We start from the raw sequence: 12,288 nt of genomic DNA, 5'->3' as shown, positions 1-12,288 counted from the left end.
CCATATTTTGTTGACCCTGTGTACCGAGTGGGCAGCGCGCTGTGATTCAGTGGCGTGGAAGCTATGAACGAAGCTACCAAGTAGTACGCGAGAGAACCGTAAGAGAACCAGGTACGCCGAAGACAACCCTGGAGTTGCTGCGAGGTCTCGAGGGGAGGGCGAATGGAGACCGAGTCGGAGCCCTATGTCCGTCTTGCGACCCTGCGGCAGCTCCATCAGGTGATGGCGGACATGAACACCGCGCGGAGCCTGGCGGACACGCTGCAGACCGTCGCCGACGGCGTGGTCACGGGCCTCGGCTACGAGCTGGCGTGTGTCAATCTCGTACGCCCCGACAGCGACCTCGTGGTCGCCGCGCTCGCCGGCAACTCCGCCGCCGAAGCGCTGATCACCGGCCGGGTCGGCTCCCGCGCCTCCTGGGACCGCCGGCTGAACATGGGCGAGGCCTGGGGTGATCTGCGCTTCATTCCGCACACCGAGGGCTGGGTCCTCGACGACGACGACGTACCGCAGTGGTACACCGACGGGCCCGCGCCGCGCTTCGAGGACGAGTGGCACCCCTCCGACCGCCTCTTCGCCCCCATGTACACCCCGGGCATCTCCGGGGGCAGCACCGGTGAGCTGATCGGCGTCCTGTCCGTGGACCGGCCGCGCAACGGGCGGCGCCCTGGCGCGTGGGGACGCGAGGCGCTCCAGATGTACGCCTTCCAGGCCGCCATCGCCATCAGCAACGCGCGTCTACGAGCCAATATGCAGCGCGCCCTGGTCCGGCTGGAGCGGGAGCAGCAGGCCCTGCGCGCCAGCGAGGAGAGCTTCCGGCAGGCCTTCGAGTACGCCCCCTCCGGCATGGCCATCGCCGAGATGGGTGGCGACCAGCACGGCCGCATCCTGCGCACCAACGACGCCCTGTGCCGCCTCCTGGGCCGCCCCGCCTCCGCGATGCGCCGCTACTCCTTCTCCGACCTCGTGCACCCCGAGGACATCGGCACCCTGCTCCGGACGTCCGCCGAGGGCGGGCGCGCCGAGCTCAGACTCGGCCGCCGCGACGGCACCTACGTCTGGGTCTCGCTGCGCAACTCCGTGGTCGCGGACGCCGCCGACGGCCCCCGCTTCCTGCTCACGCACGTCGAGGACATAGAGGAACGCAAGCGCCGCGAGCTCCAGCTCGCCCACCGCGCCTCGCACGACTCGCTCACCGGCCTGCCGAACTCGGCCGAGCTGCGCTCCCGCCTCGGCTCCCGCCTCTGCCAGCGCCCCGGGGCCCTTCAGCCGGGCACGGTCGAGTCGCTGGACGCGGCGTACGGGCACGGTCCGTTCGCGGACCAGGCGGCCGAGCACAACTCCTACGACAACCACCTCGGCGGCGGCGCGGGCACCAACGGCAACGGGAGCGGGCACGGGTTCGACCTCGGGCCGGGCTTCGACGCGTACGACGCCTTCGACCACCATGTGCACACCATCGCGCCCGAGGGTGAGACGGACGACGGCACCAAGGGGCTCGCGGTGCTCTTCTGCGACCTCGACGGCTTCAAGTCGATCAACGACCGCTTCGGGCACAACGCGGGCGACGCGGTGCTCATCGAGGTCGCCAGACGCCTGACCAACGGCGTCCGGGACGGCGACACGGTGGCCAGGCTCGGCGGCGACGAGTTCGTGGTGCTGGCCGACGGGCTCGGCCGGGCCGACGCCGCTGACCTCGCCGTACGGCTGCGGAACGCGATCATCCCGCCGATCCGTGTGGACGGCAGGGCCGTCCGGGTGGGCGCCAGCTTCGGCATCGGGTGGGCACACTGCGGCATGACGGCGGACGAGGTCTTGAAATCCGCTGACGAACGGATGTACGTCGAGAAACGGTCTCGTCCCAAACAGCATCGGCGTGCCGGATAAGTCACAGGTCAGTGGGTTGATGCGAGGAAGCCCACCCGTTTGGCCCCCTGGGAGCGGGTAGGCTCGCCATTCATCCATGTACCGCATCTGAACCGCACCTGTTGAGGAGACCAAGGGATGACGCCCGGCAACAACGGCGCGAGCACGCCCGAGGACGACGACCCGTTCGGCTATCTGTACGCCGATGGTCAGGCCAACGGCGCCACTCCGCCCAGCGGAGGCGGCGGCTACGGCTACCCCGGCTCGGTCAACCGGGTGCGGGCGGTCGGCGAACGCCAGTACGGACAGCAGCAGCCCGGTTACGGCCAGCAGGCCCCGACCGCGCAGTACGGCCAGCAGGCCGCCCCGACCGCACCGTACGGCCAGGTGCCGCAGCAGGGTGCCTACGGGCAGCCGAACGCGCACTACTCGGCGCCCGAGACGGTCCCCGGCGGGGCCCCGACCGGCCGGCAGCCGTCGGGAGGCGGCGGCGGTCGTGGCCGCGGCCCGAACACCAAGGGTCTGCTGATCGGCGCCATCGCCGTGGTCGCCGCCGTCGTCATCGGCATCGGCGTCGCCATGATGAACGGCAACGCGAACGACAAGAGCAAGGACAACGCGGGCGGCGGCTCGACCCCGTCGGCCTCCGAGAGCGCCTCCCCGAGCACGTCGGCCTCACAGTCGGCGCCCGCCGGTGAACTCCCGAAGATCGACGCGAAGGCGCTGAACCTGACGGGCGGCACGGCCACGGCTTCCGACGTCAAGGGCGCGAAGGCGGACGGCGGCGTCTACGTCACGAACTTCAATCAGGTCGGTGCGGCCGTCACCTGGAACGTGAGTGGCATCCCCGCGGACGGCAAATACACGCTGTACGTCAACTACGGGGTGCCCGGCAAGGACGCCAAGGCCACGCTCACGATCAATGGCACGGCCCAGGACCGCCTGCTCAACATGGGGAACTTCGCCCACGCCGCGGAGGGTGACTACGAGAAGGGCTGGACCAACACCTGGGGGGACATCACCCTCAACAAGGGCACCAACACCATCAAGATCTCCTGTGAGCAGGGCAACCAGTGCGACGTCAACTTCGACCAACTCCGGTTGGAAACGGGATGGAAGTAGCCCGCCCACGCCTTGTCCGGACTCGGACCCGCGCCGCCCGCCGCTGATGCCGGCAGCGACGAGGGGCGTCACGACAGCGAGCCTGTCGTGACGCCCCTCGCTCTGTCAGCTCACACGATCCAGTTGGTGCACGAGTTCAGGTAGGTGTCTCCCTCGTACCTGGCCACCTGGATGCCCCAGTTGAAGATGCCCGAGCTGTTCGTGGCGTACGAGTTCACGTCGACGCTGGTGTTGTTGCCGCCGTAGTTGTAGTGCCACGGCCAGTTCTTTCTCACGTTGTTGACGTCGGTGGTGACGAGCCGGGCCCTGACGTGGTGACCATCGGCCAGCATGTCCGTGAAGGTCATGCTGAAGTCGATCCGGGTGTCGGATCCGTACCAGTCCGAATAGACGTAACCGTACGCGCCGGTGGTGGAGCACTCCGCCTGCATGGGGTTGGCCTGGGCCGAGCCCGATGTGGCCACGGTCAGGACCAGGGCTCCGAGGGCGGTACCCGTGAGCTGAAGGGTCTTCCGGCGCTGCGATTTCGTAAGAGACATGGCCATGACATTACTGGTTCATGTCGCGTCTTGGGGAGATCTTTATTCCGTCAGGGTGGGCACTGACCGCGGAGACTGAGTCACGCCGCCGTCGCGTCCACCGTCACCGCGATCTGGTCGAGCAGGGTCTCGTACGCCGAGCGGTCGAACTCGCCCGCCACCGGGGCCAGTACGGTCGCCGCGGACAGGGCGACGGCCCGGGCAAGGCGCTCCGGCCACGGCAGGCGCTCCACCAGTCCCGACAGCAGGCCCGCGACCGCCGAGTCGCCCGCGCCGGTCGGGTTGCCGTGGACGCGGCGCGGTGGGGTGGCGCGCCAGAGACCGTCCGGAGTGTGGGCGAACAGGCCCTGGGCGCCCAGTGAGGCCACGACGGCGTGCGCGCCGCGCCTGCGGGCGTCCCGGGTCGCCTGCAACGGCTCGTGGGAGCCGGTGAGTTCGGCCAGCTCGTCGGCGTTCGGCTTGACGATGTCGGGACGGGCGGCGACGCCCCGGCGCAGGGGTTCGCCGCTGGTGTCCAGGAGGACCGGGACGGCCGCCGCACGGGCCGCGCGGATCAGCCCCGCGTACGCGCCCACCGGCACCCCCGGCGGCAGGCTGCCGCACAGGGCCACCGCCGAGGCGGAGCGCAGCAGCACCTCGTAGGCCTCCTGGAAGGCCGCCCACTCGGCAGGGGTGATCTGCGGTCCTGGCTCGTTGAGTTGAGTCGAGTCACCCGTCGTCGTGTCGACCACGGCTATCGTGCGGCGCGTCGTCCCCTCGACCGGGATCAGCGCGTCCACCACCCCGGGTGTGTCCGCGAGTTGGTCCCGCAGGGCGCGGCCCGTCACGCCGCCCGCGAAGCCCGTGACCGTCACCTCGTGGCCGAGGGCGGCGAGCACGCGGGCCACGTTCAGGCCCTTGCCGCCGGGGCGTTCGGTCACCTCGGTCACCCGGTGCGCGGTGTGCGGGCGCAGGGACCGTACGCGATAGGTGATGTCGAGAGCGGTGTTCGGTGTGACCGTGAGGATCACCTGGACCGACCTCCCCCGATGAATGCGCTGGCCGACAGTTTCGAGTTCCGGAGAATCCGGAGGCTCGATCATGCCAAAGACAACGGCGGTCGGCCCAGTCCCGGGACGACCGCCGTACGTCACATCGCGCTCCAACCGGAGGGCGAATCAGCCCAGTTGCGGGTCAACCACCCATTCGCCCCGGCGCATCACGCCCTTGAGGGCGAACTCCGCGTCCAGGACCACCAGGTCGGCGTCCTTGCCCGGTTCCAGCGAGCCCACCCTGTCGTACAGGCCGAGCAGGCGGGCCGGGTTGGCGGACAGGGCCGCGACGATGCCCTCGACCGGCAGCCGGTCGACGGTCACCGCCCGCTGGAAGGCGCGGTCGAGGGTGAGCGTGGAGCCCGCGATCGAGCCGCCCTCCACCAGCCGGGCGACCCCCTCGCTGACCTCGACCTCCAGCGGGCCGAGCCGGTAGCGGCCGTCGCCGAAGCCCGCCGCGTCCATGGCGTCCGTGATGAACGCCACCCGGTCCGCGCCCGCGTGATGGAACGCCAGCTGGAGCGCGGCGGGGTGGAGGTGGGTGCCGTCGTTGATCAGCTCGACGGTGATCCGCTCGTCCTCGAGGAGGGCGGTGATCGGGCCGGGCGTGCGGTGTCCGAGCGTGGGCATGGCGTTGAACAGGTGCGTGGCGACGGTCGCGCCCGCGTCGATGGCCTCCACCGTCTGCTCGTACGTCGCGTCCGTGTGCCCGATCGCCGCGATCACCCCGTGCTCGGCCAGCAGGCGTACGGAGTCGATGCCGCCCGGCAGCTCGGTGGCGAGGGTGACCATGCTGGCCCGGCCGCGCGCCGCGTCGATCAGCTTGCGGACCTCGGCCGGGTCCGGGTCGCGCAGCAGTTCCTCGGAGTGCGCGCCCTTGCGGCACGGCGAGATGAACGGGCCCTCGAAGTGGATGCCCGCGATGTCGCCCTGCTCGGCCAGCTCGGAGAGCAGCCCGGCGCGCTGGGCGAGGCCGTCCATGTCGCCGGTCACGGTCGAGGCGACGAGGGTGGTGGTGCCGTGCAGCCGGTGGGTGTGGACGCCCCGGAGGACCTCCTCGACGGTCCCGGAGGTGAAGGAGGCACCGCCGCCGCCGTGGTTGTGGAGGTCCACGAAGCCGGGGACGAGCCAGTGGCCCGACAGGTCCAGTGTCCGCGCCGACGAGGGCGCGCTGCCGGCGATGCGTGTGCCGTCGACGATCACACGACCGTCGTCGACGACTCCGGTGGGCAGTACCACCCTGGCACCGGCGAGAACCGTTCTAGGGGCCATCAGGTGGTTACCTCCGAAGTCGGTCGGGAAACGGTGGTCGGCTGATTCAGCAGGTCCCAGGCCAGCAGGCCCGCGCCCAGGCAGCCTGCGGTGTCCCCGAGGGCCGCGGGGACGAGGGACGGCAGTTTCTGGAAGGTGACGCGCCGCTCGACGGCGGCCCGTAGCGGTGTGAACAAGGTTTCCCCCGCTTCGGCGAGACCGCCACCGATGATCAGCGTGCGTGGATCCAGCAGGGTGAGCGCGGTGACGAGCCCGTCGGCGAGCGCGTCGATGGCGTCCTGCCAGACCTCCCGCGCCCGCGCGTCCCCGGACTCGACGGCCTTCGCGCAGTCGGCGGCGTCCGCCGTCGGGTCCCCGCAGGCCTCGGCCCAGGCCTGGCTGACGGCGGCGGCGGACGCGTACCGCTCCAGACAGCCGTGCTGCCCGCACGGACACGGGGTCCCGCCGGGGCGTACGACGACATGGCCGATCTCGCCCGCGAAACCGTGCGCGCCCGCCTCGACGCCGCCGTCGATGCCGATCGCGCCCGCGATGCCGGTGCCGAGGGGGACGAACAGGAAACGGTCGGCCCCCTGCCCCGCGCCGATCCGGCCCTCCGCGAGCCCGCCGGTGCGCACGTCGTGTCCGAGCGCCACCGGCACCCCGCCCAGCCGGTCGCCCAGCAGCCGGCGCATCGGGACGTCGCGCCAGCCCAGGTTGGCCGAGTACACCGCCACGCCCCGGCCTGCGTCGACGATGCCGGGGACGGCGACTCCGGCGGCCGCCGCGGACTCGCCGAGGTGGTGCTCGCCGTACGCGCGCAGCTCGGCCGCGAAGTCGAGGATCGCGTCGACCACGGCGTCCGGACCGCGCTGGCGGCCGGTGGCGCGACGGGCCTGGTGGAGGAGCTCGCCCTCCGACCCGACCAGGGCGGCCTTCATCCCGGTGCCGCCCACATCGAGGGCGATGACATGTCTCACGGGGACAGTGTCGCCCCTTACCCCAGGAGAGGTCTAGTCCACTCACGTGGTGTAGACCTTGTATCCGCATTCCGAGACGGATGCAACGGACGCAGAAGCAAAGACGGACAGCCCCGGGACAGGGGCGGCCGGGGGTTGGGAGAAGCGCGGTGCAGCGGCGTAGGACAGGACGTAGGACGGTACTGATCGCGGCGGCGTCCGCGTTGGGCATGACGGCGACCCTCGCGGGCTGCGGCGGCTCGACCGGTTCCGGGGACGTGACCCTCAGGCTCGTGGCCGCCGACTACGGGGACTCCAAGGCCAACAGCTCCCAGAAGTACTGGGACGAGCTCGTGAAGGCGTACGAGGCCGGCCACCCCGGGACCAAGGTCGAGGTCACCGTCTACCCGTGGACGGACGTCGACCGCAAGGTCAAGGAGATGGTCGCGCGGGGCGACGCCCCCGACATGGCGCAGATCGGCGCGTACGCCGACTACGCCGACAAGGGCGAGCTGTACAAGGCCGAAGAGGTGCTCTCCATACCCGTCCAGGCCGACTTCGTCGCGCAGCTCACCGATGCGGGGAAGATGAACCGGGTGCAGTACGGCATGCCGTTCGCGGCCTCCACCCGGCTGCTCTTCTTCAACAAGAAGCTGTTCGCCGCCGCGGGTCTCAGCGCGCCGACGACCTGGAGCGAGCTGGCCGCCGACGCCCAGGCGCTGAAGGCCCGGGGAGTGAAGATCCCGTACGCGCTGCCCCTCGGTCCCGAGGAGGCCCAGGCCGAGACCATGCAGTGGCTGCTGAGCGGCGGCGACGGCTACACCGACGACGTCGGCACCTACAGCCTCGACTCCGCCCAGAACGTCGCCACCCTCACCTGGCTCAAGGACGACCTGGTCGGCAAGGGGCTGACCGGACCGGTCGCGCCCGCGAAGCTCAATCGTGCGGACGCCTTCGCGGCGTTCGCGCGCGGCGAGGTCGGGATGCTCAACGGGCACCCCACGCTGATGAAGATGGCCGCCGACAAGGGCGTGAAGTTCGGAATGGTGCCGATGCCCGGCGTCAGCGGGAAGAGCCGGGCCACGATGGGTGTCGCCGACTGGATGATGGCCTTCAAGAAGAACGGCCACCGGGAACAGATCGGTACGTTCCTCGACTACGTCTACAGCGAGAAGAACGTGCTCGCCTTCTCGCACGAGTACGACCTGCTGCCGGTCACGACGTCCGCGTCCGAGGCGATGGCGGCGGACAGCGGCAACGCGGACCTCACCCCGTTCCTGGACGAGCTCCCCTCCTCCCAGCTCTATCCGGTCGGCAAGACGTCCTGGGCCGCCGTCAGCGCCGACATCAAGAAGCAGATCGGCAAGGCGGTCTCCCCGGACGGCAGCCCGGCCGGGACCCTCGCCTCGCTCCAGCAGAGGGCGACCACGATGGACTCCGCGGGGTAGCTCCGCTGTCGGTGGTGGGCGCTACGGTGCGGTCATGGACGAACTGAGCGGGAGGGAGCGGGGGATCCTCGCCATGGAGCGCCGTTCCTTCGCGGGGCCCGGCGCGAAGGAACGAGCGATACGCGAGCGACTCGGCCTCGCCCCCGTCCGCTACTACCAACTCCTCAACGCCCTCCTCGACGACCCCCGCGCCCTCGCCCACGACCCGATCACGGTGAACCGCCTCCGCCGCATCCGGGACAGCCGCCGCGCGGAACGCTGACACCGCCTGGTGTGACTCGGTGAGCCGTGGGTGCGCCCGGGGGTGCGCGGATAGGGTCGGGGCATGGGCAGCCACTCGGAAATCCCGGAATCCCCGGACGTCACGGAACCCTTGCCGACACCCGTGACCCCCGCCGGACGCGACGGTCTCGACGCCATCCTCACCCGGCCCGACCGGGCCGTCATCGCGCTCGACTTCGACGGAACACTCGCCCCCATCGTCGCCGACCCGGAGCAGGCCCGCGCCCACCCCGACGCGGTCCCCGCCCTCGCGGCCCTCGCCCCGAAGGTCGCCTCCGTCGCCGTCGTCACCGGCCGCCCGGCCGGCGTGGCGGTCCGCCACGGCGGCTTCGCGGGTGTCCCGGGCCTCGACCACCTCGTCGTCCTCGGCCACTACGGCGCCGAACGCTGGGACGCCCGCACCGGCACCGTCAACGCCCCCGCCCCGCACCCCGGCGTCGCCGCCGTCCGCGCCGAGCTGCCCGGGGTCCTCGACGGGGTCGGCGCCTGGCACGGCACCTGGATCGAGGAGAAGGGCCGCGCGGTCGCGGTCCACACCCGCCGCGCGGAGGACCCCCTGGCCGCGTTCGAGGCACTGCGCGAACCCCTCGCCGACCTCGCCACCCGCCACGGCCTGATCGTCGAACCCGGTCGGATGGTCCTCGAACTCCGTCCTCCGGGCATGGACAAGGGCGTCGCCCTCCTGGAGTACGTCCGCGAGGTCCACGCCGAAGCCGTCATGTACGCCGGCGACGACCTGGGCGACCTCCCCGCCTTCGCCGCCGTCGACAAACTGCGCTCGGACGGCGTCCCGGGCCTGCTGGTGTGCAGCGGCAGCGCGGAAGTCACCGAACTGGCCGAACGGGCAGATCTTGTGGTCGACGGCCCGGCGGGAGTCGTACGCCTGCTGATGGCATTGGCGAGTCGCCTGGACCGTTGATCGCCGGCGACTACAGCGCCCCGTCAGGGGCGCGGGGAACTGCGCGACCAGCCACAACGCGCCCGCAGCCGACCGATACCCCTTACCCCTCCAACTCCCGCAACTGCTCAAGAAACCACTGCGCCGGAGGCAACGCGGTCCCGGCGGCAGCCAACCGCTTCGTACGTTCCGCCCGTTCCCCCACCGGCATGGTCAGCGCCGCGTCCAGCGCCCGCGCGGTGCCGACCACGTCGTAGGGGTTCACCACCACCGCGTCCTCGCCCAGCTCCTCGTACGCTCCCGCCTCCCGGGAGAGCACCAGCACGCACCCCTCGTCGGAGACGACCGGCACCTCCTTGGCGACGAGGTTCATGCCGTCGCGGATGGGGTTGACGAGGGCGACGTCGGCGAGCCGGTACGCGGCCAGGGAGCGGGCGAAGTCGTCCTTGACGTGGAGGACGACCGGGGTCCAGCCCGGTGTCCCGTACTGGGAGTTGATCTCGGTCGCCACCCGCTGGACCTCGGCCGTGTAGTCGCGGTAGACGGCCAGGTCCTGGCGGGAGGGGTAGGCGAAGGCCACGTGGACGACGCGCTCGCGCCACTCCGGGTGGTCCTCCAGCAGCTGCCGGTACGCCAGCAGGCCCCGCACGATGTTCTTCGACAGCTCGGTCCGGTCGACCCGCACGATCGTCCTGCGGCCCTCGCCGATCTGCTCGCGCAGCGCGGCCATGCGGTCCGCGACGTCCGCCTCGTGCGAGCGCCTGCGCAGGAAGTCCGCGTCCGCGCCGAGCCCGTGCACGCCGATCCGGGTGTCGCCGAGCCCGCCGACGAGCGCGTCGCAGCAGGCGGTGAACGCGTCCGCCCAGCGCTGGGTGAGGAAGCCGAGCCGGTCCGCGCCGAGCATGCCGCGCAGCACCTGTTCGGCGATGTCGTCGGGCAGCATCCGGAAGTAGTCGACCGGCGCCCAGGGGGTGTGCGAGAAGTGGCCGATCCGCAGGTCGGGACGGCGCTCGCGGAGCATCCCGGGGACGAGGGTCAGGTGGTAGTCCTGGACGATCACCACCGCGCCCCGCGCCGCCTCCGCGGCCAGTGCTTCGGCGAACGCGCGGTTGTACGCCTCGTACGACGCCCACTGGCGCCGGAACTCCGCGTCGAAGACCGGCTCCAGCGGGGTCTGGTACAGCATGTGGTGGACGAACCACAGCACGGAGTTCGCGATGCCGTTGTAGGCGTCCGCGTGCACGTCGGCGTCGATGTCCAGCATCCGTACGCCGTCCTCGGCGATCCCGCGCCGGACCGCCTCGCGGTCGCCGTCGCCGAGCGCCGAGCACACCCACAGGGCCCCCGCGTCCGGCCCGATCGCGGAGAGGCCCGAGACCAGCCCGCCGCCACCGCGCCTGGCGCGCAGCGAGCCGTCCTCCTGGACCTCGTAGGTGACCGGGCCGCGGTTGGAGGCGACGAGGATGTTGTGGGCGCCTTGCGTTGAAGCCATGCCTCGAAACTTAGCCCCGCATGGAAACGCTCAAACGTTCCCGTTGGCCATATGAGGGGTCGTATGTGATCTTCCGGCCGATGGGGGCTGAGCCGCAGTTCCCCGCGCCCCTTGCGGGGGCGCCGCTACGCCGCCCTTCGTTTCTGGTACTCGGAGATTTCGACCATCGGCGGACGTTCCTCCGTGTCCACCGAGTACGTGCGCGGCTCGAAACCGTCCCCGCCCCGTTCGAACTGGGTGAGGGCCGGGCGGATCAGGTGGCCGCGGGCCAGCCGGAGCTGGGCCGTGCGGTAGATCGCGGCGGACATCCGGCCCAGCGCCTGCCCGTCCTGGTGGCGGTGCTTGCGCACGCCCACGTCGACCTGGGCGAGCGCGTCCAGGCCCACCAGGTGCAGGGCGTCGACCAGCATGCCCAGCTCGACCCCGTACCCGACGGGGAAGGGGAGCTGTTCGAGCAGCGAGCGGCGGGCCGCGTACTCCCCGCCGAGCGGCTGCACGAAGCCGGCCAGCTGCGGCCAGTGCATGTTGAGGAGGGGGCGGGCCATGAGTTCGGTGACCCGGCCGCCCTGCCCCGCCGTACCGCCGAGCGGACGGTCGTACATCGCCTTGACGAGGTCCACGCCGGGCTCGGTGAGCAGCGGCCCCACGATCCCGGAGACGAAGTCCGAGGAGAACTCCTTCAGGTCCGCGTCGATGAAACAGACGATGTCCCCGCTCGTCACGAGGAGGGAACGCCACAGCACCTCGCCCTTGCCGGGCACGGTCGGGATGCGCGGCAGGATCTCGTCCCGGTGCACCACGCGCGCGCCCGCCGCGGCGGCCACCTGCGAGGTGCGGTCGGTCGAGCCCGAGTCGACGACGACGATCTCGTCGACGAGGGGCACCTGCTGCATCAGGTCGTGGCGGATGATGGCGACGATCTCGCCGACCGTCTCCTCCTCGTTCAGCGCGGGCAGGACGACGCTCACCGAGGAGCCCGTGGCCCGTTTGGCGGACATGAGTCTGTGGAGCGGGCGATCGGTCACGGACCAGGAGCGATTGCTCAGCCAGCGCTCAGTTTCCTTCAGCACAGTCTGCGGCTCCTCACTGTCTGATCACCCGCTGTCTCACGGTGTGATCCATCTCGCGGTTCGGACGACTATCTCAACTGTCCTGGCCTTCGGTTACAGTCTTGAACAACGCGGATGACCATCGCATGTCGTAGATCATTTGCGGACCACCGCACCACCCGCACGACACAACCGAATACCGCTCATCCAGAGGGGCAGAGGGATACGGCCCGATGAAGCCCCGGCAACCCTCCAGCTGGTCCTGTCACGTTGATGTGGCGAGGCTCCCGGCTAGGGAAGGTGCCAAATCCGTCTCACGGCGAAGTGCGTCGTGAGGAAGATGAGGAGAAA

The 12,288-nt window shown here is 70.8% G+C and carries 11 protein-coding genes and 1 riboswitch; of the genes, 5 read left to right on the top strand and 6 right to left on the bottom strand.

Going from position 1 to position 12,288, the window contains the following annotated elements; genetic code table 11:
• Positions 1–162: 162 nt before the first annotated feature.
• Both cdgB and FNV62_RS24395 read left to right on the top strand, forming a co-directional pair.
• Positions 163–1,887 carry a diguanylate cyclase CdgB gene (gene cdgB, locus FNV62_RS24400; RefSeq protein WP_143602117.1) on the top strand — a complete coding sequence of 575 codons (1,725 nt, stop codon included), beginning with the start codon at positions 163–165 and terminating at the stop codon, positions 1,885–1,887.
• Between the two features lie 117 nt (positions 1,888–2,004).
• Positions 2,005–2,988: a CBM35 domain-containing protein gene (locus FNV62_RS24395; RefSeq protein ID WP_143608486.1), complete on the top strand. Its 984-nt coding sequence runs from the start codon at positions 2,005–2,007 to the stop codon at positions 2,986–2,988.
• A 110-nt stretch (positions 2,989–3,098) separates the two neighbouring features.
• Here FNV62_RS24395 and FNV62_RS24390 read toward each other — a convergent pair whose 3' ends face one another.
• The 4 genes from FNV62_RS24390 to FNV62_RS24375 all read right to left on the bottom strand — a co-directional run bounded on the left by FNV62_RS24390 (position 3,099) and on the right by FNV62_RS24375 (position 6,789).
• Complete coding sequence (locus FNV62_RS24390) at positions 3,099–3,527, bottom strand: hypothetical protein (protein ID WP_067733624.1); 429 nt, start codon at positions 3,525–3,527, stop codon at positions 3,099–3,101.
• A gap of 80 nt (positions 3,528–3,607) precedes the next feature.
• Positions 3,608–4,537: a 1-phosphofructokinase family hexose kinase gene (locus FNV62_RS24385; RefSeq protein ID WP_097285247.1), complete on the bottom strand. Its 930-nt coding sequence runs from the start codon at positions 4,535–4,537 to the stop codon at positions 3,608–3,610.
• Positions 4,538–4,684: 147 nt separating this feature from the next.
• Positions 4,685–5,830 (bottom strand): N-acetylglucosamine-6-phosphate deacetylase, encoded by a 1,146-nt coding sequence (gene nagA / locus FNV62_RS24380; protein WP_097285246.1) that lies wholly within the window; start codon positions 5,828–5,830, stop codon positions 4,685–4,687.
• The gene (locus FNV62_RS24375; RefSeq protein ID WP_143627107.1) at positions 5,830–6,789 is read right to left on the bottom strand and encodes an ROK family protein; all 960 of its coding nucleotides are present in this window, start codon (positions 6,787–6,789) and stop codon (positions 5,830–5,832) included. Before FNV62_RS24375 ends, nagA begins: the two co-directional genes overlap by 1 nt.
• Positions 6,790–6,998: 209 nt before the next feature.
• On the opposite strand from FNV62_RS24375, the gene FNV62_RS24370 reads away from it, so the two are divergent.
• The 3 genes from FNV62_RS24370 (at position 6,999) to otsB (ending at position 9,417) form a co-directional block, all read left to right on the top strand.
• Positions 6,999–8,216 carry an ABC transporter substrate-binding protein gene (locus FNV62_RS24370; RefSeq protein ID WP_225900351.1) on the top strand — a complete coding sequence of 406 codons (1,218 nt, stop codon included), beginning with the start codon at positions 6,999–7,001 and terminating at the stop codon, positions 8,214–8,216.
• A gap of 34 nt (positions 8,217–8,250) precedes the next feature.
• Positions 8,251–8,478, top strand: coding sequence for a DUF3263 domain-containing protein (locus FNV62_RS24365; protein ID WP_097285243.1), 228 nt, complete (start codon positions 8,251–8,253; stop codon positions 8,476–8,478).
• 63 nt (positions 8,479–8,541) lie between these two features.
• The gene (otsB, locus tag FNV62_RS24360) at positions 8,542–9,417 is read left to right on the top strand and encodes a trehalose-phosphatase (protein ID WP_097285242.1); all 876 of its coding nucleotides are present in this window, start codon (positions 8,542–8,544) and stop codon (positions 9,415–9,417) included.
• 82 nt (positions 9,418–9,499) lie between these two features.
• Here the strand turns inward: otsB and FNV62_RS24355 are convergent, their stop codons facing one another.
• Positions 9,500–10,888: an alpha,alpha-trehalose-phosphate synthase (UDP-forming) gene (locus FNV62_RS24355; RefSeq protein ID WP_143627105.1), complete on the bottom strand. Its 1,389-nt coding sequence runs from the start codon at positions 10,886–10,888 to the stop codon at positions 9,500–9,502.
• A 125-nt stretch (positions 10,889–11,013) separates the two neighbouring features.
• Positions 11,014–11,958 carry a glucosyl-3-phosphoglycerate synthase gene (locus FNV62_RS24350; protein WP_097285240.1) on the bottom strand — a complete coding sequence of 315 codons (945 nt, stop codon included), beginning with the start codon at positions 11,956–11,958 and terminating at the stop codon, positions 11,014–11,016.
• A gap of 179 nt (positions 11,959–12,137) precedes the next feature.
• Positions 12,138–12,284, top strand: a riboswitch (SAM riboswitch).
• Positions 12,285–12,288: the final 4 nt, after the last annotated feature.

The sequence above is a fragment of the Streptomyces sp. RLB3-17 genome, assembly GCF_007113425.2.
GTDB classification, from domain to species: Bacteria; Actinomycetota; Actinomycetes; order Streptomycetales; family Streptomycetaceae; genus Streptomyces; species Streptomyces mirabilis_D.
The sequence above is the reverse complement of the archived record's forward strand: the minus strand, read 5'-3'. Positions and strand labels throughout refer to the sequence as shown.

Bases quoted from the DNA above. Each gene is read 5' to 3' on its own strand.
- cdgB (WP_143602117.1), top strand. From the start codon at position 163: ATGGAGACCGAGTCGGAGCCCTATGTCCGTCTTGCGACCCTGCGGCAG.
- otsB (WP_097285242.1), top strand. From the start codon at position 8,542: ATGGGCAGCCACTCGGAAATCCCGGAATCCCCGGACGTCACGGAACCC.
- FNV62_RS24390 (WP_067733624.1), bottom strand. From the start codon at position 3,527: ATGTCTCTTACGAAATCGCAGCGCCGGAAGACCCTTCAGCTCACGGGT.
- FNV62_RS24370 (WP_225900351.1), top strand. From the start codon at position 6,999: ATGACGGCGACCCTCGCGGGCTGCGGCGGCTCGACCGGTTCCGGGGAC.
- FNV62_RS24365 (WP_097285243.1), top strand. From the start codon at position 8,251: ATGGACGAACTGAGCGGGAGGGAGCGGGGGATCCTCGCCATGGAGCGC.
- FNV62_RS24395 (WP_143608486.1), top strand. From the start codon at position 2,005: ATGACGCCCGGCAACAACGGCGCGAGCACGCCCGAGGACGACGACCCG.
- nagA (WP_097285246.1), bottom strand. From the start codon at position 5,830: ATGGCCCCTAGAACGGTTCTCGCCGGTGCCAGGGTGGTACTGCCCACC.
- FNV62_RS24355 (WP_143627105.1), bottom strand. From the start codon at position 10,888: ATGGCTTCAACGCAAGGCGCCCACAACATCCTCGTCGCCTCCAACCGC.